The organism is Pseudoselenomonas ruminantium, assembly GCF_900104055.1.
GTDB classification, from domain to species: domain Bacteria; phylum Bacillota; class Negativicutes; order Selenomonadales; family Selenomonadaceae; genus Selenomonas_A; species Selenomonas_A ruminantium_C.
In genome coordinates this window covers 42,564-66,611 of the sequence record NZ_FNJQ01000014.1, presented here as the reverse complement: position 1 = coordinate 66,611, position 24,048 = coordinate 42,564, and the positions used below count along the sequence as shown (strand labels likewise).

The window sequence follows — 24,048 nt, the reverse complement described above, 5'->3', positions numbered from 1 at the left end:
TCATAAAATCTGCAATTATTTCGTGGTCAGCCAATCCGACAGGACATCTGCTCCCAGTTTGGCATAATGCACGGCTTTGTCGATTACATCCTTGTTCTCCGCATAGGCACTTTCCGCTTTGGCCTTTATCCGGTTGGCCTCCTGCTGCATTTCGGCCACCGTATCGAGCTTGGCATCCACATCATCCAGCATGTTCTGGGCTTCCGCGATGGACTGCTTGAGTTTGGCTACATCGCCCTCAGCCTGTGCCGCTATGGCCTCATTTTCCTTCTGCTGATCCCTGCGCTTAGCCTCCTTGCCCGTGACCTTGTCCATGAACTTTCCGAATGTAGAATCCGGCGCATTTTCAGCGATCTGCTCATTGCGCCCCTTGGCCCGGCTGGCCTTATCTTCCAGTTCCCGTTCCCGCTCCTGCAACTCTTTTTTCTGACGCTCCAGTTCCTGCCGGCGGGCCTTCAAATCATTTTCCTGATCCGCCAGTTTCTGCTCCCGGGCCTGCATTTTCTGCTGTTCCAGCTGATACTGATTCTGCTTGGCCTCAGACTGATCCTGACTGTAGCCCGCAAGCATAAAGCCGCCAAACAGAGCCAGAACAAATCCTCCAGTCAATAGCAGGCCTCGCTTGCGTCCCAGCGTAAAAAAATGCTTCTTGGCCTTGGGACGCGGCGAAGGAATCGTCTCAGCGGGAATTTCCCGCACCCTGCTCACCTTATCCGTATCCCCACCCTGCTGCGGGAAAGCCGGCTGGATCTCTTCCACTTCCGTTTCATCGATACGCGGCAAAGGCTGTGTATCAAACTTTTTTTCTTCCTCGCGGTCATCTTGCCCAGCAGGACGCATCAGCTGCGTTTTATCCAAATCTTCCTGTTTCATTGTCTTTACTCCAATATAGCAAAAATTATATCATTTGCATTATAGCAGACTCCCCCCCGCCTGTCCAACCTTCCTACCGGCAAAATAAAGGAGCCCCTGAAAGGGCTCACAAGGAATCAATCACTGCGCAGCCATAGCACCATGCTCTTTCTGCATGGTCTCGCAAAGCCGCCGCAATGTCCATAGAGTATTGAATGGCGTGACCACCGCCTTGAAGCGGATATGAGGCACCCCCGCCTCTTTCAGTGCCAGCAGCACCTCGTCCAGACGCTTGTTGCGGATATTCTGCATGACCATGACCTCATGGGGAAAGACAAAATTGTCCTCCTCCTTCGCCTTTGCCGGCTGGAAGCCCTTCGCCCCCAAGAGGTATCCGACCTTCTCGCGCCAGGCTTCTGCGGGCAGTATCCTGGTAGCAATCCCAAGCTTATGCAGCGTCTTGCAGGCGATGGAGAGTTTTTCCTTGTCCTGGAATTGATAGAAAAGAACCTGTTCCTGTTTCTTCATCGCCTTAGTCCTCCACCCAGCGGGCCATGCCCCTCATCAGCAGATATGTCACCAATTCATCCATAGAGACGCCCTCGACCGTCTGTCTTTCCTGTAAGGATTCCCGCAGGGTACGCGGCAATCTGACCGTCAAAGTCCCCTCCGGCAAAGCTGCTGCCGCTTCCTTTGCCTTCCGGACTGTTTTGGTCGTCTTTTCCACCTTGGCAGTCCTGGTTTCTTTCGCTTCCTTCATGGGCTTAACCGGCTTATTTTCCTTAGCGGTTTTAGCCGTTTTGGCTGCTTTGGCTGTTTTGGCTGTTTTTTTCTCCTGCTTGCTCTCCTCCTTGGCAACAGCCTTGACCTTGCGGGCAGGCTTTTTCTCCTCCGGTGGATAGACCATAAACTCATCATAGGCATTACGCAGGGTTTCACTGGCCTGTTTGGTCCCCACGCCAATGATATAGGACGGCGTATCCGAATTCAGGTATTCCGCAATCTTCACAAAATCAGAATCCGTGGTGATGATAAAGAACCGCCTTACGCCTTCATCATAGAGCAATTTTGCCGAATCATAGATTGCCGAATCCAGCGAATTCTTGCCCTGATAAGTCCGGCTGATCTGCCGGAAAGTAAAACCGGGACGACGCAAGAGCTTCTCCCAGCGCTTCTGCTCCGGGCGTGCTTCCCAATCCGACACTACGATCGTACGGCAGGGCTGATACCGCCGCGCCTTGCCCAAGGTATAATTCAGCATCTCAAAGGGGGCATTTTCAATATCATATAAAATCGCTACAACTTCTGTACTGGAATCTAAAGTCATAAAATCCTTCCTTCAACTCGAAACTATATATCTTATTTTATTCGCGATAAACAGGAAAAATCCTGCAAAAAGCGGTCCGGAAAATTTTCTCTTCCTGAACCGCTTAACCTTTTATTCCTTATTTTCTTTCTGTTCGGCAATCTTTTCCCAATCGAGCGCCAGAATATTTTGCAGCAGCTCATCTACGGAGCCAGCTTCCACTTGCGCCCACTTGACCGGTGAAGCTTTCACTTCTTCCTCGTCCTCCTGCTCGGCCTTGCGTTCTTCGGCTTTCTTCTCTTTGGCTTTTTCCAGACGTTCTTCCTGCTCCTCGCTCATCTTCTCCAACTGAGCAAAGAGTTTCACATTGCCATCTTCCCCTACGGAAATCATCACACTCTTGAGCTTCACGCCCTCGCCCAGTTCACCGTTTTCTTCCATCTTCTTGGTCATGCCCACAATGGAATCCACGGTATCCATAACCTTTTTGGCATATTCCTCATCGTTGGCCATACGTTCCAACTCATCTTTGGTGAATACGACGGAATACCCTTTCGTTCCTTGTCCCTTGAAGTTGCGCAGATCTTCTTCTGTATCCACCACGAAGAAGTCGTACTTTTCTCCATACTGATCCTGCAGCCTTCCCAGCAGGTCCTGCGCTTTGCTGGACAGCTCCGGTGATTTCTGCTCAGCGTTGCCGCCATTTTCTTCCACGAAAGCTTTTACCGCCTTGACCTGCATTTCGTAAGCTGCCCGGCCATCAGCAGACAACTCCACCTGGGTATCGGCTCCATACTGGGCCATAGGATCTTTTTCTTCCTGCGCCTTTTGCTTATCTGCCCCTTCATTCTTTCTGTTGAAAAGACTCTTTTGATAGGACAGCAGCTGTTGGTTACGGATGTTGTTCACCATGTCAATTCCTCCCTTGACAACTAACGAAATCCATTTCTGGGACAGCTGCATCCTTCCGATTTGATACACCTGTCTAGTATCAGTATAGCATAAAGATTCAGAATTGCAATGCTCTTTATCAAAAAGAAAAAGAGGCCCGTAAGCCTCTTTTTCTGTACAGAACAGATGAATATCTTATTACATCATGCCCGGCATGCCCATGCCCGGGGCACCACCAGCTGGCATAGCCGGTTTCTCTTCCGGCTTGTCAGCAACCAGGGTTTCCGTGGTCAGAACCATGGAAGCGATGGAAGCAGCGTTCTGCAGGGCAGAACGGGTAACCTTAGCCGGATCAACGATACCAGCCTTGATCATGTCCACATATTCGTTCTTGAGGGCGTTGAAGCCGATGCCTTCGCCAGCTTTCTTCACTTCCTCAACCACTACGGAACCTTCGAGGCCAGCGTTGTTAGCAATCTGGCGAACCGGTTCTTCGATAGCACGGCGAACGATGTTCACGCCGACTTTTTCGTCGCCTTCGACATTGATCTTGTCGAGAGCCGGCAGGATGTCGATGAAGGTCGTGCCGCCACCAGCTACGATACCTTCTTCAACAGCAGCACGAGTTGCGTTGAGGGCATCTTCGATGCGGTACTTCTTGTCCTTCATTTCGACTTCGGTAGCAGCGCCGATTTCAATAACAGCTACGCCGCCAGCCAGTTTAGCCAGACGTTCCTGGAGTTTTTCCTTATCGAAGTCAGAAGTCGTTTCGGCAATCTGCTTCTTGATCTGAGCTACGCGAGCTGCGATAGCATCCTTATCGCCTACGCCATCCACGATCGTGGTCTCTTCCTTCGTGGAACGGATCTGGCGGGCACGACCGAGGTCTTCGAGCGTCACGCTGTCGAGCTTACGGCCAAGTTCTTCGCTGATAACCGTACCACCCGTGAGGATAGCGATATCTTCGAGCATTGCCTTGCGGCGGTCACCGAAGCCAGGAGCCTTCACAGCCAGAGCCTTGAAGGTGCCGCGGAGCTTGTTAACCACGATCGTCGTCAGAGCTTCGCCGTCCACATCTTCAGCGATGACAGCCAGCTGCTTGCCCTGTTTTACAACCTGTTCCAGGATCGGCAGGATGTCAGCGATAGCGGAGATCTTGCGGTCCGTGATCAGGATGTACGGATCATCGAGAACAGCTTCCATCTTGTCCGTATCCGTTACGAGGTACGGGGAGATGTAGCCGCGGTCAAACTGCATACCTTCCACAACGGAGAGGTTCGTAGCCATGGACTTGGATTCTTCCACGGTGATAACGCCGTCTTTGCCAACCTTTTCCATAGCTTCAGCGATGAGTTCGCCCGTTTCTTCGTTAGCGGAAGAAATCGTAGCAACCTGAGCGATGTCAGCTTTGCTTTCGATGGTCTTAGCCTTGGACTGGATTTCATCAACCAGAGCAGCTACAGCCTTGTCGATACCCTTCTTGATGATCATCGGGTTAGCGCCAGCAACAACGTTGCGCATACCTTCATGGATCATAGCCTGAGCCAGCAGGGTTGCCGTCGTCGTACCGTCACCAGCGATATCGTTGGTCTTGGTAGCAACTTCCTTCACGAGCTGCGCACCCATGTTTTCGAACGGATCTTCCAGTTCGATGTCGCGAGCAATCGTCACACCATCGTTGGTGATGGTCGGAGCACCGAATTTCTTTTCGAGCACAACGTTACGGCCTTTAGGGCCAAGGGTTACTTTTACGGCATTAGCCAGTGCATCTACACCGCGGCCGAGTGCGCGGCGAGCTTCTTCATCAAACAGAATCTGTTTAGCCATTTATATTACCTCCAGAAAATACACTTCTAATTAAAGAACTGCCAGAATGTCGCTTTCACGGACAATCAGGTATTCCTTGTCGTCAACTTTGACTTCGGAACCGGAATATTTCGAGAAGACAACTGCATCGCCAGCTTTGACTTCCATAGCTGCGCGCTCGCCGTTTTCGAGGAGCTTACCAGCACCAACAGCTACAACCGTGCCCTTCTGGGGCTTTTCTTTAGCCGTATCCGGCAGTACAATCCCGCTGGCGGTCTTTACATCGCCTTCAGCAACTTCGATGACAACTCTTTCGCCCAATGGCTTAATCATAGGTATCTTCCTCCTAATCATGAAATACGTAACAAGTCTGTTAGCACTCACTAGCCTTGAGTGCTAAGCACAGTTCTTATACTACCGTTTCTTAGTCAAAATGTCAAGTTGTAATGGCAAAAAAGTCAAAAAAACAAAGTTATCGCATCATCCCCATTGCGCCCATTGATTAAAAAAAGTATAATATTGTTAAATTAAGAAATTTCTTTAAGGGGTGTTTCTTCGTTATGAGTATTTCCAATCGCTCCCTGGGTAAGATCGTAGCGCTGGCTACGTTGGGCACTGCACTGTCCATCTTTACCATTGGCTGCATTTCCGTTACTGTCGCCAATCAGAACAAGATCGTTATGGGCGTACAGTCTGACGGTCATACGATTGCCGGCCTGACCAAGACCGAGGCACATAAATATTTCGCAGATCTTGCCAACAGCAAGTTGCAGCGCAAGGCAGCTGTTCTCAGCTACAAAGAGCGGATTTTCCAGATCGATCCATCCGATATCAAACTTCATGGCAACGTGGACGAAGCCACTGAAGCTGCCTACAAGATCGGGCGCGAGGGAACACCTGTGGAAAACCTGCTCAATCAGATGCGTTTTGCGATCTTTGGCAAAACCGTTACCATGGATGCCAGTTTCGATGAACAGCTCCTCAATGATAAATTATTGGCTATAAAAAAGGCAATTGACACTCAACCAGTAAACGGCACTGCCACACTTGCAGCCGATGGCAGCATCCAAAAAACCCCCGCAGTCACCGGCCTCGACCTTGATATCACCCCCCTTGCCGCTGAACTTGCACCGGACTTCAAGACCTTCAACCTGACCGTACAGAAGGAGCTGACGCCTGCCGAACAGCCGCCATTTGTACAGGATACGGATTTAGCGGCCATGGATGGTATCCTGGGTTCTTACACCACCCGATTCTATCCCGGCGACCGGGGCGATAATATCGGACTGGCTGCCAGCCATCTGCAGGGCGCGCTGGTCCGCAGCGGTTCCACCTTGTCCTTCAACTCCATCGTCGGCCCCCGCACCCGTGATGCAGGCTATAAGAATGCCGGGGTAATCGTCTACGGCGAACATGCCATCGATGTAGGCGGCGGTGTCTGTCAGGTAAGTTCCACACTCTATAATGCTGTTTTGCTGGCAGGACTCACACCGGTGGAACGGACGGGACATTTCGCCTCGTCGAGCTATGTCCCGGCTGGCCGGGATGCGACAGTTGCCGACGGCCTGATTGATTTCGTCTTCCGCAATCCCCTGCCCCATCCCGTTTACCTGACCGTTGCCAACAGCGGCAGTGCCCTGACCGTTTACGTCCTAGGGACAAAGGCTGACCTGGCCGGCAAGAGCATTGCCTTGGTCACGGAAGGCAGCAGCATGCGGCCTTCACTTTACCGCTTATGGATGCAGAACGGCGAAGTCGTGGAACGGGAATTCCTGCATACGGATGCCTATGAACCCTTAAAGAGCTGATTTCCTTATCGTAAATAATGCCTGCACGAAAAGCCCGGCATAACTATTTCATCTGCTTAGGCGCTATGCGCCAGCTGCTTCAGAAATAGCTATGCCGGGCTTTTTCGTACTCAATTCATATTCGATTTAGCAAATTCCCGTCAGCATATAGAACAGGATGCATAAGAAAGGCACCAGAAACTTCATGCCCATAATCATGGCAATATCAAAATAGGACTCTTTATGAGACAAACCACAAATGGCCAGCAACGTAACCAGGGCGCCGCAATGGGGTACGGGATCGATGCCGACAGAAGCCACTGCCACGATACGATGAAGGACCTCCAATGGGATTCCGGCAGCAATAGCCATCGCTGCCCACTGATCCCCTAATGCCGACAAAGCAATGGTCAGACCGCCGGATGCCGAACCGGTAATGCCGCACATGATGTTCGTGGTGATGACCGCTGACAAAAGCGGACCAAATGAAGCGGCAATCCCGACCAGCCATTCGGTCACCGGTGCAAAGCCCGGCATGGCCGTAATCACGCAGCCAAAAGCGTACCCGGAAGCAACATTCAGTGCTGCCGAACCAGAAGACAGCGCCGCATAGTTGACCGTCGGCAGTAGGCCATCCGTCACCTTCAGACGGTGACGGCCGATATAAGCAGCCACGATACTGCTCAGGATCAAGGCCACACTGATGGACCAGATAGCCGAAACCTTGCCCACATGAGATGCCAGCAAGGTCAGCTTCAGCGGCACGAAGGCCGCGAGACTTTCCTCATTCCAATGGAAGCCCCATTCCCAGCCAAACGGATTGGAAAGGATCACATTGATGACAATGACCATCAGCAGCGGAACCATCGCCCAATACCAGGGAATATTTATCTTGGGATTGCGTTTCTTGCGACCATCACTGCCATGGTCGCCGTAGCCCTCACCTTTCGCCTGCAGCATCTTTGCCCGGCGGCCAATCCACCCCCAGCCAATCAGTAGGAACAACAGGGAAGCAAACAGGCCAATGCCCGGTGCTGCCCAGGTACTTGTCTGAAAATAAGAGGACGGAATAATATTCTGAATTTGCGGAGTACCGGGTAAAGATACCATGGCGAAAGAGAAAATACCCACCCATAGAGCCGCTGGCAGCAGCCGCTTCGGAATGTCGGCCTTCTTGAATACTACCGCGCCAAAGGGATACATGACAAAAGCCACGACGAATACGGATAAGCCGCCATAAGTCAAGGCGCCACAGCCCATCAACACGGCGAGGATGGCGCGTTTTTCCCCTAACACGTCCACAATCTTACCGGCAATGGCCGAGGCCAATCCCCCTTTTTCCATCAGCTTGGCAAATACCGCGCCAAAGAGAAAGACCGGATAATACGTCTTGACATACTCCGCCAATCTCGTCATGTAAAGTTCACTGTACACCGGCAGGATATCAAACATACTAGCCAGTGCCGCCAGTCCCGCGAAAAATGGCGCAATCAGGATGATTGACCAACCGCGGTAAGCAAAATACATAAGTCCTAAAAGTGCTAATCCGATACAAAGTGCTTCCATGGTGTCCAAAGACTCCCCTCAAATTAATATCCACTATCCCCGATAGTCTTTTGGGAACACTGTCCCTATGTAAATGGAAAAAAATAAGCTCCGATATAACTATCGGAGCTGCCGCGACCGGCGCGGCCAATCCATAGAACTGAATGAAATGTATGAGCATTTCTTCCTGTCAGTCCCCTGACAGGAAAAACCTTTCGACAAAATAGGCAAAATAATAGCTCCTCCCGCGTAGGGAAGAGCTTATTTACGCTACTCGAAAATACCCACACTAACTCAGGCTCCAAGAACTTTTCAGTACCGATAAATCTCCATCCCCATCACTCGCAGGTCAAACGGCGATTGTTAATCAGGCAGTTCTCCTGGCTCCAGATCCTCATTTACCTGCGCCTTCCCAGAGAAAAACTCCCCAGTGACATAACTATGCAGATAAACTCCCTGTTACAGTGGCGGGACCGCGCCGGCTTATACCGGCTTCCCTATTAAGTCTATGACACCTGATCCAACCTATATTCTATTGGTCTTTCGTTTACAGTATGTATATTAGCATAAATTTTTTTTATTGTCAATGCAATAAAGCAATTTATCCTTATACAGCCTTGAATTCTTCTTCCGCATAGCCATAGCGGGTTGTCAGCCGATAAATCATGCGGCTGTCCTTCATGCTGCGAATGGTGATATGGTCTATATCACGCAGCATGCTTTTGATATCCATTACCGCCGCCATACCGCTGATATATTCCGTAGCTCGTTCCATGGTCATTTTGTGCCGTTCCGGCACCAGGGCCCCCGTGTGATAAATATCCATGCACACCCGTTCGTCACGATTTACCGTATGACGGCAAAGCTCTGGCTCCCAGGCATTGCTGATTTTCTTGACACGTTCGATAAACTCCATTAATTCCTGCATCCTCCGACAAAACGTTATTTCATACTCTAATCGTATTTAATATATCAATTATACGGTCAGGCGTCAAGACAGTCAGCTGGAATACATCAGATATTGAACGGGGCAAAAAGTTTTTTCAGATAATTGAAGCCCTTGGTAATGGCCTTCAGCAGCGGCTCCATGGTCTTGGGCTGACGAACTGCCAGCTGCAGGACTTTATGCCGCAGATTCCTGTACTCGGCATCGAAGATGGCCAGCTGTTCTTCCATCTCCATTTCCACGGACACTTCCGGAATATTGGAGGGTTGGAGCTCGCAGGCCCGGCCATGGATGACCACGGCATCGCCGCGGAAGGGGATGTAGGCTTCGCCCTGATATTCTTTCTGGATACGGCTCTTCAAATATTCCTGCCCCTGCGCTTCACCATGAACGATGAAGATCTTGGCAGGTTTTGGACTCTGGAAAGCCATGATCCAATCCATCAGCTGATTGGTATCGGCATGAGCCGAAAAGCCATTGAGCACCTGGATCTGAGCCTTTACCGCTACTTCCTCGCCCATCACCCGCACGCGCTTGATGCCTTCCACGAGCCGCCGCCCCAGACTGCCCTCCGCCTGATAGCCGACAAAGACAATCGTGGATTCCGGCCGCCAGAGGTTGTGTTTCAGATGGTGCAGGATACGGCCAGCATCGGCCATGCCCGAAGCCGAGATGATGATGGCTGAGCCCTCGGAACTATTGAGTGCTTTGGATTCCTCCGGCGTCTTGCAGATCTTGAGCTGCGGGAACTCCGTCAATTTCTCACCATCGCCAAACATCCGGATGGCCTCTTCGTCAAACTCCTGAAAGTTCTTCATGAAGATGCGCGTGGCATTGATAGCCAAAGGGCTGTCGAGGATGATAGGGATATCCCCATCGAGGCGTCCCTGTTTCCAGAGATTATGGAAATAATAGAGCAAAGTCTGCGTACGTCCTACCGCAAAAGACGGAATAATGACATTGCCGCCCCGGTCCATGGTATCATTGACGATTTCCAGCAGCTTGGTTTCTTTGTCATAGAGCTTATGCTGACGGTCGCCATAGGTGGATTCCACGACGAGGAAATCCGCTCCGGTGATTACCGTAGGATCTTTGATGATGGGCTGCTTGGGCTGGCCTAAGTCCCCGGAGAACACCAGCTTCGTAGTCTTATCGCCTTCAGTAACCTGCAGATCCACAATGGCCGAGCCAATGATATGACCAGCATCAAAGAATCTGACCTTGACATTATCGCCCAGAGTGAATTCCTGTTCATAAGACATGGGAACAAAATGTTTCAAGGCACCCATCGCATCATCAAGGGAATAGATGGGTTCTACCGGTTCTTCGCCCCGTCGCTGATTCTTGCGATTGAAGGATTCCGCATCGGACTGCTGGATAAAGGCTGAGTCCGGCAGCATGATCTGTGCCAGATCACAGGTAGCCGGCGTCGCATACACCGTTCCCTTGAAGCCATCCTTTACGAGTTTGGGAATCAAGCCGCAATGATCGACATGGGCATGGGTAAGGATAACGGCCTCTATCCCAGCCGGATTGAAAGGGAAGTTCTCGTAATTGAGCTCCCGAATCCGCCGAGCGCCCTGAAACATGCCGCAATCAATGAGATACTGCCGCTCCTGCGTCTCCAATAGATAGCAGGAACCTGTTACCGTATGAGCTGCGCCTAAAAATTCCAATCGCATAAAAATCCACTCCTTTCGGATTTATATAGGTATAATTCCGTAAAGGAGTGGAAAATTCCTGCTTATTTTATTTTTCGCCAATCATCCGGACTTCCGGCTGCAGCTCTACGCCATGGGCTTCTTTGACACGCTTCTGGACTTCATGGATCAGGTTCACTACATCGGCTGCCGTAGCGCCACCCTTGTTGACCACGAAACCGGCGTGCTTGGTGGACACCTGAGCACCGCCTACGGTCAGGCCCTTGAGCCCCGTCTGATCGATCAAGGTGCCGGCAAAGTAGCCCTCCGGCCGCTTGAAGGTGCTGCCTGCGCTGGGCATTTCCAGTGGCTGTTTGCTTTCCCGGCGGTTCGTGTAGTCGGCAATGCCGGCACGAATGTCTTCTTCCTTGCCCGGCGTAAGTTCCAGTTCTACTTCCACGATGGCCTCGCCGTTGCTTTGGAAAATGCTGTGGCGATAGCCAAGGTCCAATTCAGCCAAGGAATAGGTCTTGATTTCGCCATCGCGGGTGACGGCACGGACCGTCTTGACCACGCTCTTGGTCTCGCCGCCATAGGCGCCGGCATTCATGAAGACAGCGCCGCCGATACTGCCCGGAATACCGCAGGCAAATTCCACGCCCGCCAGACTATGCTGGGCAGCGATTTCCGCCACATCCTTCCAAATTGCGCCTGCACCTACAGTCATCCGCGTGCCTTCCACCCGAACAAAATCGATATTATCGGCAAAGTTCACCACTACCCCACGGATTCCCTTGTCCCGCACGAGCATATTGGAACCATTGCCTACAAAGGTCAAAGGCAGGTCATATTCCTTGACCAGCTGAAGGATCTTCTGCGTCTCCTCCAGGCTGGAAGGTTTCAACAGGCAGTCCGCCGGACCGCCAATCTTGAACGTGGTGTGCTCACTCATCGGAGCATCCAATATGATTTGTTCTGGCTTAAGGAACTTGCGGCAGTCCGCCAGGAAATTTTCGTTGATCATTGTTGCTTTCTCTTCCTCGTTACTTTTTATTTTTTCCACATGCGCAGGCCAGGGCCCACTTCCTCCAGCTGTCCGAAATCCAGCTGTCTCAGGGCCTCATAGGCCACGACAGCCACGGCATTGGACAGGTTCAGAGAACGTGCCTCCTCAATCATCGGGATGCGCACGCAGGAATCCCAATGCGCATTCAAGATTTCCTCAGGAATTCCTGCCGACTCCTTGCCAAAGACCAGCATGTCCTCGGAAGTATACTGCACTTCCGTATGGGCATGGGGAGCCTTGGTGGAACAGTAGTAAAAATTATGATCCGGATATTTTTCCAGCACTTCGGCAAAGTTCTCATGGTAATGAACCTTGACCAGATGCCAGTAGTCTAGTCCTGCCCGTTTCAAATGCTTGTCATCCGTGGAAAAGCCCAGGGGCTTGACCAGATGCAGTTCAATGCCGGTAGCGGCACACAGCCGGGCAATATTACCCGTATTGCCGGGAATTTCCGGCTCTATCAATACAATATGCAATCTCGTACACCTCGAATTTTTTTCAACGCCCCTATTATAGCGAATTATGGACAAAAGAGCAATAAATCTCTGCAAATTATATCCAGACACAGCAAAATGCTCTGCCAGAAATCTCGCAGAGCATTTTGGATTAATGTCAAAATGTTAGCAGCAATCATGCATTGGCCAGGACTTCCAAAGCCTGTTCTGTAGTCATCAATATTTCCCGAGGCTTGCTGCCAATGTTCGGGCCGACGATATTGAGCTCTTCCATGGTATCAATAAGCCTTGCCGCTCTTGTATAACCGATATGGAAGCGGCGCTGGATGCTCGATGCCGAAGCCTGTCCCGTACTCATCACGAGATTGACTGCATCGTTAAGCAGGGCATCGGTCTTAGGTGCACTGCGTGCACCGCCGCTCTTGCCGCTCTCCTCTTCGCTGGCGGCTTCCATTTCCCGCTGGGTGAAGGCTTCGATTTCCTCGTTGGGTTCCATTTCCTGCCCCTGAGCGCGGATAAATTCCAGAAGCTTTTCCACTTCCCCATCGCTGATAAAAGCGCCCTGCACGCGGCGGGGCTTAGAGGCGCCAATCGGGAAAAAGAGCATATCGCCGCGGCCCAGGAGTTTTTCGGCACCGCTGCGGTCAAGAATCGTGCGGGAGTCAATCTGACTCGATACGGCAAAGGAGATTCTCGACGGCACATTGGCCTTGATGATGCCTGTGATGACATCCACGGACGGTCTCTGGGTGGCCAGCACCATATGGATACCAGCCGCACGGGCTTTCTGCGCCAAACGGCAGATGGCATCTTCCACGTCATGGGGCGCGACCATCATGAGGTCGGCCAACTCGTCGATGATGATGACAATGGCCGGCATCTTATCATCGGGGAAGCTGTCGTTATAGCCCTGCATATTGCGGACACCTTTTTCCGCAAACTTGCTATAGCGCTTCTCCATCTCCTGCACCGACCAGTTGAGTACCGATGCGGCTTTCTTCGCATCGGTAACCACGGGCACCATCAGATGGGGAATGCCATTATAGTTGGACAGTTCGACCATCTTGGGATCTACCAGAATGAATTTCACTTCATCCGGCTTGGCCTTGAACAGGATACTCGTGATCAGCGTATTGATGCAGACGGATTTACCAGAACCCGTGGCACCGGCTACCAACAGATGCGGCATCTTGCCCAAGTCGGCAAAGATGCCCTGCCCGCCGATATCCATGCCCAAACCAACGGTCAATTTTGATTTAGCCTTGTCGAATTTGGCATTTTCCAGCACTTCCCGAAGCTGTACGCCTTCGAGCTCCCTGTTCGGCACTTCAATGCCGATGGCACTCTTGCCCGGGATCTGCTCGATGCGCACGGAAGCCGCGGCCAGCCGCAGGGCAATATCATCAGCCAAATTGGTGATCTTGCTGACTTTGACGCCTGGAGCCGGTTCCAGTTCATAGCGGGTAACCGCCGGGCCATGGCAGGCATTCAATATATTGGCCTTGACCTTGAAGTCAGCCAAGGTCTGCTGCAGGGTACGGGCATTATCAGCAATCTCGAGCTCTAGTTCCGTATTCTGCGCCTTGACATGCTTGCTGAGGATTTCCGTAACTTTCGGCAGTACATAGGGCTTGACAGGCTTGGGAGCCTCTTCCACGGCCTTTTCCGAACCATCAAGAATGGCGGCCGCCGGCATGATGGGAGCAATCTCCCCATAGCTGGGCATGGCCGTGCGCTTGGCGGCATCCTTCATCGGCTTGGCAGATGGTGCCACCGGCTTAGGCTGGGCTACATTGATGGCCGGCTGACGGTCAATCTGACTGGTCTGATCTGACTGATCACTTGACTGGTCAAGAGGCATAAAGTCATCGGCCAAGCCCAATTCAGCCTCTTCCTCCTCAAAATCCGGCTCATTGTCTGCCCGGCCGTATTCAATGGTAAACTGTGGCAAATCCTCTGCCTGCGGTTCCGGCTCCGGTTCTATGCCAAAAGGATTATCGGCCACAGGCTTATGAACTGCAGCCGGCTGTTCTTCTTCCGCCAAAGGCGGCTGAGCAAAACGATCATCTGCCTCCTGATTATAGAAGGAGGCTTTTACCTTCTCAACTACCTTTTCTTCCATGCGCTCACTGACATCGGCCACTTTTTCATAGGCTACGGCCATAGCCTTGCCCGTGGCAACCGCGCTTCTGGCCGCCGTGCGCTGGGTGCGCCGTACACCATTGGCCAAAGACCAGGTCGTACTCAAAAGGACAGAACCAATCACGCCAGCAACCAACAGGATAGTTGAACCATCCACACCAAAGAACTTCCGCAGGATCAGAAGCAAGCCGCCTGCCAGCAGGCCGCCCCCTTGGGGCAGGCTTTCCGGCAGGATCTCGGCGCCCGGCTCAATGGCAAAACTATGCCAAATAGCCAGCACGGACAGGAACAATAAGCCCATGCCAAAAAATCTCGGACTGTACACCAGTCCATGGTGTTTCACGATATACTGATAGCCAATCAATAGTATCAGCAAGGAAATCACGATTGCCCCTATGCCAAACATATAATGCAGGCATTTGGCAAAGTACACCCCGACAAAGCCGACGTTCAGGCCACAAAGGCCGCAAATGGAGATAAGGCTTACCGCCACTAAGAGAAGGCCCCAGAGTTCATACTTGCGTTCGGGATTGGCGGCAGGCTTTGCCGTTGTCTTTTTCCTGCCGGAGGCCTTTCTGCGCCGCGGAGCAGTCTTTCGCTCCGCTACTTTCTTATTCAAGGGATCACCTCAACCATATTACATTATTACTTTGTGATGCGTTCAGCACAGCGCTGGGCCTCGAAGAAGATACGCTCTTCATCAAGCGTCTTGAGCTCGCGATTTTCCATGATGACCTGACCGTCACAGATGACCGTATCCACGGAACTGGAATTAGCGGCATAGACCAGCAGCGAAATGAGATTATTGCGCGGGAACCAAGCGGCGCTGTTCATATCCCAAAGTGTGATATCAGCCTTGGCGCCAGTCTCTAGACGGCCCAAATTATCAAGTCCCACAGCCTGAGCGCCGTATTCCGTGCCCATCTTCAGAGCTTCAAAAGCAGGAACGGCCAGAGGATCGTATTCGTTGACCTTATGGAGCATTGCCGCTAGATTCACTTCTTCCAGCATATCCAGATTATTGTTAGAGGAAGCACCATCCGTACCCAGAGCCGTAACTACACCTTCTTTGAGTAGACGGGTTACCGGGGCAAAACCGCTGGCCAGCTTCATATTGCTTCCGGGATTATGGGCAACTGCAATGTTATGTTTTTTGATGATTTCAATATCATTGTCATCCAGATGCACACAGTGAGCAGCCAATACATGGTCATTGTCGAAAATTCCCGTTTCTTCCACCCAGGCAAAAGGACGTTTGCCATACTGTTTGAGTGAGTCCTCTACCTCGATTTTCGTCTCATGCATATGGATATGAATCCCTGCCCCCAGCTCCTGCGCAGCCTTGGCCACTTTCTTGAGGAAATCTGGCGGACAGGTATAGGGCGCATGGGGGCCGAACATCACGGAGATACGGCCATTATTGGCACCATGGAATTCCTTATAAAGCTCCACATTTTCCTGCAGTTTCTTTTCCCCGTCCGGCGCCACGCCGATGATGCCGCGGCAGAGCACACCACGGATACCGGCATCCATCGTTGCCTCCGCTACCCGGTTCATATACGGGCCATACATATCGGCAAAGGTGGTGGTGCCGGAACGCACCATTTCCACCATGGCCAGCATAGCACCCCAGTAGATATCCTCTTCATCCATCTTGGCTTCGGCTGGCCAAATCATATTATTGAGCCAATCCATCAACGCCATATCATCGGCATAGCTGCGCAGGAGCGTCATGGAGGCATGGGTATGCGCATTGACAAACCCCGGCACAGCCAGATGATTCTTGCCATCGATTACCTTGCCCGGACGGAAATCTTCAGGCACTTCGCCGATAGCGGCAATCTTATTGCCATCGAGCATGATATTGGTCAATGGTGTCGTGCCATCCGGCAGCACCACATATACGTCTTTGATTAAAGTCTTCAAGATTCTTCCTCCTATTATTCCAGATTGAGATAAGCCCGCTGTTCCGGCGTGAGCGTGTCGATGGCCATTCCCAAGGATTTCAATTTCAGCTCGGCCAGTTTCACATTGACCTCATTGGGCATCAGATGAACTTCCTTCGCCAGTTCCTGGCCATGTTCCAAGAGGTGCATCATGGAGAAGAACTGCACGCCGAAGGACAGGTCCATGATTTCAGCCGGGTGGCCGTCGCCAGCAGCCAAATTTACAAGACGGCCTTCGGCCAGCAGGTAGATCTTGCGGCCATCGGGCTGCAGGAATTCTTCGATATTATTGCGCACCTTGCGGCGAGACTTGGACAGGCTTTCCAGTTCCGGAATGTTGATTTCGCAGTCAAAATGACCGGAGTTGGCCAGCATAGCGCCATCCTTCATGGACTCGAAATGACGCTTGACGATAACGTCCTTATCACCAGTCAGCGTCAGGAAGATATCGCCAATCTTTGCCGCTTCGTCCATGGGCATCACGCGGAAGCCGTCAAAGACCGCTTCGATAGCCTTGATTGGATCTACTTCCGTAATCACGACGTTAGCACCGAGGCCGCGGGCACGCATAGCGCCGCCCTTGCCGCACCATCCATAGCCAGCGATAACCACGGTCTTGCCCGCAATCACGAGGTTCGTCGTGCGCATGATACCATCCCAAGTGGACTGGCCCGTGCCATAACGGTTATCAAACAGGAACTTCATATAGGCATCGTTGGCCGCGATCATCGGGAATTCCAGCTTACCTTCCTGCGCCAGGCCGCGCAGACGATGCACGCCCGTGGTGGTTTCCTCGGAACCGCCGACAATCTTTGGCAGGCAATCACGATGAGTGGTATGCAGGGCATGCACGAGGTCGCCGCCATCATCGATGATGAAATCCGGCTCAATCTTCAGCGCTTCATCGATGAACTTGAAGTATTCCTCTTCCGTGCAGTCATGCCAAGCAAAGACGTTGACGCCGTCTTCTACGAGGGCTGCGGCCACATCATCCTGCGTGGAAAGCGGATTGCTGCCCGTAATGGCCACTTCTGCCCCGGCATGCATGAAGACCTCGGCCATATAGGCGGTCTTGGCTTCCAGATGCAGGGTAATCACCATTTTTTTGCCAGCGAAGGGCTTGGTCTTGGAAAATTCTTCATCCACAGCCCGCATAACCGGCATAAAATTCTTTACCCATTCAATTTTATCATGGCCGGACGGAGCCAGCTTAATATCGCGAATCATTGATTTCATGGTAATGCCCTCCCTATTACATAGATAAGTATAATATGAATAAAATCTTAAACTTTATTGTAACATGAAAACGCGCCTGCCGTCACTTTTTTTCTTATTTTTCCAACCGCTTGTCCAGTTCCATATAATCCGTCAGATCAGCCACGAGCGGCGTAATGGAAATATAGCCCTGCTCCGTGGCATAGATATCCGTGGCATTGCCCTTATCCCGGTCATAGATTTCCCCGGCCATGGTATAGAAAACCTTGCCGTCCCGTTCCTCTTTGGTAAAGGCATTGAGATAATCCCGCTTGCCCTGCCGCCCGAAGACATACTGTGGCACATCATCCTTGAGGAATAGCGGGAAATTCAGATTGAACAGGAAACATTTTCCCTCCTCAGGCATCAGTTTCCGGAAATCCCGGGCAAATATCTTCGCCGCCTCCTGATAGGTCAGCTGGCTGTCCACATCGATTGATAAGGCAAACGCCGGGATATCGTGAAAATAACCTTCCATCGCTGCGCCCACCGTGCCAGAATAGATGATATCCGTCGCCAGGTTCGCCCCATGATTGATGCCGGAAATCACCAGATCGATTGGCCTGTCTTCTGTCATAAAGGCTTCAATATAAAGCTTGGCGCTGTCCGCCGGCGTGCCGCCGATGGCCCAGGCTTCAATGCCGTATTTCTCCTCCAAAGTTTTATCCCGAGCCACTTCAATGGGTTTGCCAATGGTCAGGGCGTTGCTCATGCCGCTCTGCTGTTGCATGGGTGCAGCCACGATCACTTCGTGCTCCTGATATAGAGCCTGCACCAATGCTTCCAGACCTGCGGCCTTTACACCGTCATCATTTGATAGTAAAATACGCAAAAATCTTCCTCCTCCGTTCATACGCTATCCCTATTTTACACAATTTCGGCACTTTCGTACAATAATATTTGCGCTAAGGGAAAAAAGAGCGTATAATAGGTGGGTAAAAATTCTCAAGCGAGGAGTATTATTATATGGCAAATAGATTTTATGATCTGACGGTGGCTGGCTGCAAGCGTTCGCTGCCCATTTTGAATGTTACGGACAAATTAGCGATTGCAGGCTTCATCATGCTCGGCGATCCGGATTTGACGCTGGCCTGTGCCAAGGATCTGGCCAAGAAGATTCCAGCCGAGACTGACGTAATCCTCACGGCTGAAACCAAGGGCATTCCTTTGGCTGCCGACCTGGCCCGCGAGCTCGGCATGGAACGCTATGTCGTAGCCCGCAAATCCGTCAAGGCCTATATGGAAAACGCCGTCTGGGTGGAAGATGTCTCCATCACCACCAAGGGCGTACAGAAACTCTGCCTCGATGGCGTAGATGTTGACCGTCTCAAGGGCAAGAACGTCCTGCTGCTGGACGACGTAATCAGCACAGGTGGTTCCATGAAAGCCCTGACCGAACTCACGGAAAAAGCCGGCGGCAAGGTAATCGGCCAGGCCTGCGTACTGGCTGAGGGCGATGCAGCCAAACGGGATGATATCATCTTCCTCGAAGCCCTGCCCCTCTTTGAAGCTGAATAAAAAAAAGTCCGAAAGATCCTTTTCCAAGGTTCTTCCGGACTTTTTTATTTCATTCACCGAACTCTCTCTACCATATAGGCATAAGGGGCTGTCTGTCTATGATTCAACAGCCGGTAACAGCCTACTGTATAATCCCTGCGTGGCAAATTACCTAAAAACTCTTCCAGCATCACTGCTTCCTGGGCTCCGGCTTCATGTCCCGGATAGGCCACAATGATGCATATGCCATTAATACTCAATTTGTCCAGCACCTGCTCCACTGCCATGCGAGTGCTCTCCTTTACTGTCGTTACCTTATGCTCCTCCCCCGGCAGATAGCCAAGATTAAACATAGCCACATCAATATTTCCCGGTACTTGCTTGTCAATCTCCGCATGGCTGGCCAATATATATTCAATCCGCGAAGCATAAGCCGCCGTCTTCAACCGGGTATGTTCAAGCGCCGCCTGCTGGATATCAAAGGCATAGATTTTTGCCTGGTCAGGACCATGCTCTGCCAAAAATAAAGTATCATTGCCATTGCCCGCTGTAGCATCCACTATGACGTTGGCCCCGGCCAAAGCCGGCAGGATGGACTGCTGTACTAAATTGATTACATTACTGACTGTCTGCACTTTATCAACTCCCTGCTACCATTCTACTACAAAAGACCGCCACAGGAAACAGCCTTATTGCTGCCCCTGTGGCGGTTTATAGGTTTATGAATTTTGTCAGCCCTTAGAAGAAGAACTGTACACGGCCGAAGATGCGTTTCACACCATTGTCGAGGCCAATCTGGTTGTCAAAGAGCTGTTTGCCCTGTGCATACTTAACCGTAGTCACGACATTCTTGGCTACCGTGTAGTTAGCACCGAGTTCCCAACCTCTTTCCGCCCACTTGATGCCATCATAGGATGGATCAGCGGCTACGAAAGCACCAAGATGGCGATAAGCTACATAAGCGCCCCAGCTGCCACGGTTGGCCGGCACAGCACCTTTATAGTCATACTCGATGCTATATGCCTTATCTGCGCCGTTCAATTTAGCAAGATCTACCGGTACAAAATTGGCAGTACCTAAGCTGCTATCTGCCTTTGTATTCTGTGCATAGTTAAGTTTCAATTTGGAGTTCTTATCAAACTTATAAGCAGCATTCACTGACCAGATATAAGCATCTTTATCTTTGATTTTTTCGCCGGCCATAAGCTTACGAATATTGCTCATACTGGTGAAATTAAAGATTTCATTTTTCAGATGATGGAACGCTACACCGCCGGAGAACTTGCCACCCTTATCATACTGTACACCGATAACCTGGTAATCAGCCTTGGACTTATCTTCCACTTGGGGGATCTTCGATACGCTGTCAGCACGCAGCGCCCTCTGAATGGTATCAGAATCACCAATTACTGAATCAGCGAAGGACACGGCACCCAAACGCTTAAGATCCCAACGGCCTGCACCAACAGTCACTTTCACGTCCTTGCCATATTCCAACTGTGCACCGGAATATTCATCATCGAAAAGCAGATCACTGTCAACGCTCATCGGCAGTTTACCGAGTTTAGCCGTGAACTTGCCATAATTGCCCTCTGCCCAGATGCGCTTCAGGGAAACATTGCCGGATTCGTCAGACTGCATATTGTTGGTAGCATCCAAACGTGCCTTTACCTTCCAATGGCTGTTGACCTCTGCCGTCGGCTGTAAGCGGAACAATACCTTGTCATTGTTTTTCTTACTTTTACCGAGCACATTATTTGGTATTGGTAGCCCCGGCAATCTCGCCAGCAACTCATTCCCGCTCTTAATCAGGTCATAACGATCACTGGTATAGGTGTAACGAGCTTCACCATTCCATTTTACCTTGTCAGCATTGCGTTCCAGATTGGCAACACGTACACCCAGATTGTTGAGTTCTTCAGCGAACTCAGCAGCCAGTTTGTCAACGAGAGCCTTATCTGCACCGCTGGTATTCTTGGCCATAGCCTTGGCTACCATCTGTGCCATTTCGTAGCGGGTGATATTGCGATTGCCCTTGAAAGTCGTGTCGCCATAACCTTCAATAACCCCGTCATTAGCCAGCTGCGTTACCGCATCATAGGCCCAATGATCTGCCGGTACATCCGAGAACGGATTCGTGGCAGCAAAGGTGGTGCTGGTCATGCCTACCAGCAGAGCAGCACCGAGAGTTGCACTGAGTGTCTTTTTCATGAGAAATCCCTCCTGAAATAAAATAATACTTACTGTCAGGAGTGCTGCAACATTAGTGTCCATGTTTCCTACTGTCAAACAACACACCTAACTTCTATTATAATATTCTGTATATTGTGGATAATCAAGCCTCACTCAGGTACACATGTCCCCCCCCCGGGTGGATTATCATACATTTTCTCCTTCATTCTCATTTTTTTACACAATTTCAGATTATTTTCAGTAAACACTAATTTGGCTCTCATTTTACTTTTTCCACCACATAGGCATACGGTGCTGTCCGTGCATGATTCAGCAGGCGATAACAGCCTGCCGTATAGATCTTTCGTGGCAAATGTTGCAGAAATTCTTCCAGCATACCCATTGCCCGCTGTGGCATCCACCACTACACGAGCCTTCGCCAAAGCAGGCAGGATTGCTGCCTTCACCAAATTCAATACATTGCTGACTGTCTGCAAATCTATCACCTTTTCTCCAATATGATATCTTCATTATAACATAACCCACAAAAGACGTTCCACAGAGGATAAGCTTCTCTTGTGGAACGTCTTTATATTATGTGAAGGATTAAGCAGCATGTTCTGTGTGCATATAGGTGGCTTTATCCAACATGTTTTCATTTTGGGACAAAGCCGTGGTCACCGCAATATCACCAATGGTATTGATGGTAGTACGGAACATGGAGGTCAGCGGATCAATTCCCAGCACAATGGCCGATGCTTCCACAGGTAGGCCGAAGGATACGATAATGGAGGTCAGGCAGACAAAGGAGCCGCCCGGCACCCCAGGCGCGCCGATGGACAGAGCCACAACCGTAACGAACAGCGCCCCAATGAAAGCTGGTGTCATTTCCAAGCCGTACATTTTCGCCAACAAAATCGCCTGAATGGAAAAATAGAAACAGCCGCCGTCCATATTGACCGTAGCCCCCAAGGGAATGGAAAAAGAGGACAGCCGTGGTGAAACTCCCATCTTTTCCGTGCAGAAACGCATGGTAAAGGGCATAGCTGCGGTGCTGCTGCCCATGGAAATGGCCACTGGCACAAAGCTGCCGATTTTTCTTAAAAATGGCATAGGAGAGATTTTCCCCATCAGTATCATAACGGCGGCATAGACGCCCAGCATCGCTATGGCGCCGATGAACTGCCCCAGCAGCACGCGTCCCAATAATAACAGGGAATCCGTACCTACCGTGAACATCAAAGCCATCATGGACAGGAAGGCAATCAGCGGAATAAACTGTGCCAATAAAGTGATGACGCGCAGGCAGAAGGTATTCATGGTTTCAATGAAGTTTTTCAGAAGCTGCGCTTTTTCTCCCAGCATATTGATGGTTATGCCGAACAACACAGAGACGAAAATAATCTGCAGCATATCCCGATTCACAATGGGAGCCACCAGATTTTCCGGCACCACGTTCACAAGCATATCCAGCAGAGAGATGCTCACCCTTTCTCCGCCGCCACTGACCGTCCCCATCTGTGGCACGCCGCCGTGAAACATGAACAAGCCGATGATAATGCTGAGCGTTGTAGCAATTATGGTGGTACACATATAGGTCCCCACCAGCTTACCGCCAATGCGCCCGATGTCCGAAGCATTGGATATGCTGGTCAGGCCTGAGATAATGGAGAAGAACACCACTGGCGCAATCATCATATTCAGGGAATTGAGGAACATCGTCCGGAGGCTGCTGATGATGTTCTTGTTCAGCATAGTAATGAAATCCGACGAAAGCATTTCCTGGATAAGGGCTCCGGCCAGGATGCCCATGAACATGGCAAACAGCGTATAACGGATCTGCTTGTTGCCTGCTTCATGTACCTTGATGGTGACGATATTCTTGCCATTGCTATGGGTATAGGAAAGCATTTCCTTTTGGGATTTCAGCACGATCGTCCGCTGATAATCCGGATCATCTTCATTCCATTCCGATAAAAGCTGCAATGGATTATAGGCTTTGCCAATGGTTTCCATGCGCACGGAAATATCACCAAAGTGTTTCTGCAGATAGACCTTAACGTGAACTTCCGGGCGCAAGGAAAGCTGAAGCGAATAGATATGCTCCAACAGCTGCCTGGCTGTTTCTGCCTCCCGCTCCGATACGCCTATTTTTTGCAGAGACTCACCGATAGCTGCGATGGTTTGTCGAAAAGTCTCTGCTGTCAGTTCAAAAGTACGCCATCTCTCAAACATTCCTTCCCCTCCTCATATTTCATCTATATCCCCTTATACGAACAACAACAGAGCCAACGGCAGGACCAACAACAAGAGATAAGGCTTGCGCTCGCCCTTTGGTATGGCCTCCTGCAACACCATCTGCACCAGAGCCACGTTGGACATGACCAGGAAGAACATTCCCTTGCTTTCAAAGAACAGCCCCATAGCCTCCCGATGGCTCAGACCATAAGGCAGCCGTGCCCAGTCCACCAGTCCTGCAATCAGCAGGATGGATAACGTCAGCCCCAAAAAGCCTGGCAGGATGATGCGCTTGAAAAACACAGTATCGCCGATGCTTTGCTGACGATGGCGGAACAAAATCGGCAGGGAACAGGACAGGGTGGCAATCAATAGCAGTACAGCGATAACCGGTGGCAACCGCCAGAGATTACGCAGGAATATGGCGAGATTCAGCACAAACATAACCTTGCCGACAATAAAGAGCTTCGTCGGATTGTAATACTCCATAAACTCAGACATAGCG

The 24,048-nt window shown here is 51.0% G+C and carries 21 protein-coding genes and 1 riboswitch; of the genes, 2 read left to right on the top strand and 19 right to left on the bottom strand.

Features of this window, described 5'->3' with window-relative positions; genetic code table 11:
* Nucleotides 1–15: 15 nt before the first annotated feature.
* The 6 genes from BLQ59_RS07450 to groES form a co-directional block, all read right to left on the bottom strand.
* Entirely contained in the window at nt 16–873 is an 858-nt protein-coding gene (locus BLQ59_RS07450) for a hypothetical protein (protein WP_074572246.1), read from the bottom strand.
* Between the two features lie 120 nt (nt 874–993).
* On the bottom strand, nt 994–1,380 hold the full coding sequence (locus BLQ59_RS07445) for a DUF3783 domain-containing protein (RefSeq protein ID WP_074572245.1): 387 nt from the start codon (nt 1,378–1,380) through the stop codon (nt 994–996).
* Nucleotides 1,381–1,384: 4 nt separating this feature from the next.
* Entirely contained in the window at nt 1,385–2,179 is a 795-nt protein-coding gene (locus BLQ59_RS07440) for an NYN domain-containing protein (protein ID WP_074572244.1), read from the bottom strand.
* Nucleotides 2,180–2,290: 111 nt separating this feature from the next.
* On the bottom strand, nt 2,291–3,070 hold the full coding sequence (locus BLQ59_RS07435) for a DUF6033 family protein (protein ID WP_074572243.1): 780 nt from the start codon (nt 3,068–3,070) through the stop codon (nt 2,291–2,293).
* 177 nt (nt 3,071–3,247) lie between these two features.
* Nucleotides 3,248–4,876, bottom strand: coding sequence for a chaperonin GroEL (gene groL, locus BLQ59_RS07430; RefSeq protein ID WP_074572242.1), 1,629 nt, complete (start codon nt 4,874–4,876; stop codon nt 3,248–3,250).
* Nucleotides 4,877–4,906: 30 nt separating this feature from the next.
* Nucleotides 4,907–5,188: a co-chaperone GroES gene (groES, locus tag BLQ59_RS07425; RefSeq protein ID WP_074572241.1), complete on the bottom strand. Its 282-nt coding sequence runs from the start codon at nt 5,186–5,188 to the stop codon at nt 4,907–4,909.
* Between the two features lie 227 nt (nt 5,189–5,415).
* On the opposite strand from groES, the gene BLQ59_RS07420 reads away from it, so the two are divergent.
* The gene (locus tag BLQ59_RS07420) at nt 5,416–6,663 is read left to right on the top strand and encodes a VanW family protein (protein WP_074572240.1); all 1,248 of its coding nucleotides are present in this window, start codon (nt 5,416–5,418) and stop codon (nt 6,661–6,663) included.
* Between the two features lie 126 nt (nt 6,664–6,789).
* Here BLQ59_RS07420 and BLQ59_RS07415 read toward each other — a convergent pair whose 3' ends face one another.
* From BLQ59_RS07415 to surE, 9 genes are all read right to left on the bottom strand, one after another.
* Entirely contained in the window at nt 6,790–8,208 is a 1,419-nt protein-coding gene (locus BLQ59_RS07415) for a GntP family permease (protein ID WP_074572256.1), read from the bottom strand.
* Nucleotides 8,209–8,540: 332 nt separating this feature from the next.
* A riboswitch (cobalamin riboswitch) is annotated at nt 8,541–8,721 on the bottom strand.
* Between the two features lie 73 nt (nt 8,722–8,794).
* Complete coding sequence (locus tag BLQ59_RS07410) at nt 8,795–9,115, bottom strand: hypothetical protein (RefSeq protein ID WP_218122876.1); 321 nt, start codon at nt 9,113–9,115, stop codon at nt 8,795–8,797.
* 86 nt (nt 9,116–9,201) lie between these two features.
* Nucleotides 9,202–10,815 carry an MBL fold metallo-hydrolase gene (locus BLQ59_RS07405; protein ID WP_074572238.1) on the bottom strand — a complete coding sequence of 538 codons (1,614 nt, stop codon included), beginning with the start codon at nt 10,813–10,815 and terminating at the stop codon, nt 9,202–9,204.
* A gap of 67 nt (nt 10,816–10,882) precedes the next feature.
* On the bottom strand, nt 10,883–11,797 hold the full coding sequence (gene murB / locus BLQ59_RS07400; RefSeq protein ID WP_074572237.1) for a UDP-N-acetylmuramate dehydrogenase: 915 nt from the start codon (nt 11,795–11,797) through the stop codon (nt 10,883–10,885).
* A 26-nt stretch (nt 11,798–11,823) separates the two neighbouring features.
* Nucleotides 11,824–12,315 (bottom strand): tRNA (uridine(34)/cytosine(34)/5-carboxymethylaminomethyluridine(34)-2'-O)-methyltransferase TrmL, encoded by a 492-nt coding sequence (trmL, locus tag BLQ59_RS07395; RefSeq protein ID WP_074572236.1) that lies wholly within the window; start codon nt 12,313–12,315, stop codon nt 11,824–11,826.
* A 154-nt stretch (nt 12,316–12,469) separates the two neighbouring features.
* Entirely contained in the window at nt 12,470–15,055 is a 2,586-nt protein-coding gene (locus BLQ59_RS07390; protein WP_074572235.1) for an FtsK/SpoIIIE family DNA translocase, read from the bottom strand.
* Between the two features lie 26 nt (nt 15,056–15,081).
* Nucleotides 15,082–16,362, bottom strand: coding sequence for an amidohydrolase (locus tag BLQ59_RS07385; RefSeq protein WP_074572234.1), 1,281 nt, complete (start codon nt 16,360–16,362; stop codon nt 15,082–15,084).
* Between the two features lie 14 nt (nt 16,363–16,376).
* Nucleotides 16,377–17,618: an adenosylhomocysteinase gene (locus tag BLQ59_RS07380; protein WP_074572233.1), complete on the bottom strand. Its 1,242-nt coding sequence runs from the start codon at nt 17,616–17,618 to the stop codon at nt 16,377–16,379.
* Between the two features lie 94 nt (nt 17,619–17,712).
* Nucleotides 17,713–18,468 carry a 5'/3'-nucleotidase SurE gene (gene surE / locus BLQ59_RS07375; RefSeq protein WP_074572232.1) on the bottom strand — a complete coding sequence of 252 codons (756 nt, stop codon included), beginning with the start codon at nt 18,466–18,468 and terminating at the stop codon, nt 17,713–17,715.
* 134 nt (nt 18,469–18,602) lie between these two features.
* On the opposite strand from surE, the gene BLQ59_RS07370 reads away from it, so the two are divergent.
* Nucleotides 18,603–19,154, top strand: a complete 552-nt coding sequence (locus BLQ59_RS07370) for a phosphoribosyltransferase family protein (RefSeq protein WP_074572231.1) — start codon at nt 18,603–18,605, stop codon at nt 19,152–19,154.
* A 53-nt stretch (nt 19,155–19,207) separates the two neighbouring features.
* Here BLQ59_RS07370 and BLQ59_RS07365 read toward each other — a convergent pair whose 3' ends face one another.
* The 4 genes from BLQ59_RS07365 to BLQ59_RS07350 form a co-directional block, all read right to left on the bottom strand.
* Entirely contained in the window at nt 19,208–19,768 is a 561-nt protein-coding gene (locus tag BLQ59_RS07365; RefSeq protein WP_074572230.1) for a tRNA 5-(aminomethyl)-2-thiouridylate-methyltransferase MnmM, read from the bottom strand.
* Between the two features lie 103 nt (nt 19,769–19,871).
* Entirely contained in the window at nt 19,872–21,344 is a 1,473-nt protein-coding gene (locus BLQ59_RS07360; RefSeq protein WP_074572229.1) for an S-layer homology domain-containing protein, read from the bottom strand.
* 567 nt (nt 21,345–21,911) lie between these two features.
* Nucleotides 21,912–23,540, bottom strand: coding sequence for a dicarboxylate/amino acid:cation symporter (locus BLQ59_RS07355; RefSeq protein ID WP_074572228.1), 1,629 nt, complete (start codon nt 23,538–23,540; stop codon nt 21,912–21,914).
* Between the two features lie 33 nt (nt 23,541–23,573).
* Nucleotides 23,574–24,044 (bottom strand): hypothetical protein, encoded by a 471-nt coding sequence (locus BLQ59_RS07350; protein WP_074572227.1) that lies wholly within the window; start codon nt 24,042–24,044, stop codon nt 23,574–23,576.
* Nucleotides 24,045–24,048 lie beyond the last annotated feature (4 nt).

Excerpts from the sequence above, each read along its gene's own strand:
- BLQ59_RS07450 (WP_074572246.1), bottom strand. The coding sequence starts at position 873 with ATGAAACAGGAAGATTTGGATAAAACGCAGCTGATGCGTCCTGCTGGG.
- BLQ59_RS07445 (WP_074572245.1), bottom strand. The coding sequence starts at position 1,380 with ATGAAGAAACAGGAACAGGTTCTTTTCTATCAATTCCAGGACAAGGAA.
- BLQ59_RS07440 (WP_074572244.1), bottom strand. The coding sequence starts at position 2,179 with ATGACTTTAGATTCCAGTACAGAAGTTGTAGCGATTTTATATGATATT.
- BLQ59_RS07435 (WP_074572243.1), bottom strand. The coding sequence starts at position 3,070 with ATGGTGAACAACATCCGTAACCAACAGCTGCTGTCCTATCAAAAGAGT.
- groL (WP_074572242.1), bottom strand. The coding sequence starts at position 4,876 with ATGGCTAAACAGATTCTGTTTGATGAAGAAGCTCGCCGCGCACTCGGC.
- groES (WP_074572241.1), bottom strand. The coding sequence starts at position 5,188 with ATGATTAAGCCATTGGGCGAAAGAGTTGTCATCGAAGTTGCTGAAGGC.
- BLQ59_RS07420 (WP_074572240.1), top strand. The coding sequence starts at position 5,416 with ATGAGTATTTCCAATCGCTCCCTGGGTAAGATCGTAGCGCTGGCTACG.
- BLQ59_RS07415 (WP_074572256.1), bottom strand. The coding sequence starts at position 8,208 with ATGGAAGCACTTTGTATCGGATTAGCACTTTTAGGACTTATGTATTTT.
- BLQ59_RS07410 (WP_218122876.1), bottom strand. The coding sequence starts at position 9,115 with ATGCAGGAATTAATGGAGTTTATCGAACGTGTCAAGAAAATCAGCAAT.
- BLQ59_RS07405 (WP_074572238.1), bottom strand. The coding sequence starts at position 10,815 with ATGCGATTGGAATTTTTAGGCGCAGCTCATACGGTAACAGGTTCCTGC.
- murB (WP_074572237.1), bottom strand. The coding sequence starts at position 11,797 with ATGATCAACGAAAATTTCCTGGCGGACTGCCGCAAGTTCCTTAAGCCA.
- BLQ59_RS07380 (WP_074572233.1), bottom strand. The coding sequence starts at position 17,618 with ATGAAATCAATGATTCGCGATATTAAGCTGGCTCCGTCCGGCCATGAT.
- BLQ59_RS07370 (WP_074572231.1), top strand. The coding sequence starts at position 18,603 with ATGGCAAATAGATTTTATGATCTGACGGTGGCTGGCTGCAAGCGTTCG.
- BLQ59_RS07360 (WP_074572229.1), bottom strand. The coding sequence starts at position 21,344 with ATGAAAAAGACACTCAGTGCAACTCTCGGTGCTGCTCTGCTGGTAGGC.
- BLQ59_RS07355 (WP_074572228.1), bottom strand. The coding sequence starts at position 23,540 with ATGTTTGAGAGATGGCGTACTTTTGAACTGACAGCAGAGACTTTTCGA.
- BLQ59_RS07350 (WP_074572227.1), bottom strand. The coding sequence starts at position 24,044 with ATGTCTGAGTTTATGGAGTATTACAATCCGACGAAGCTCTTTATTGTC.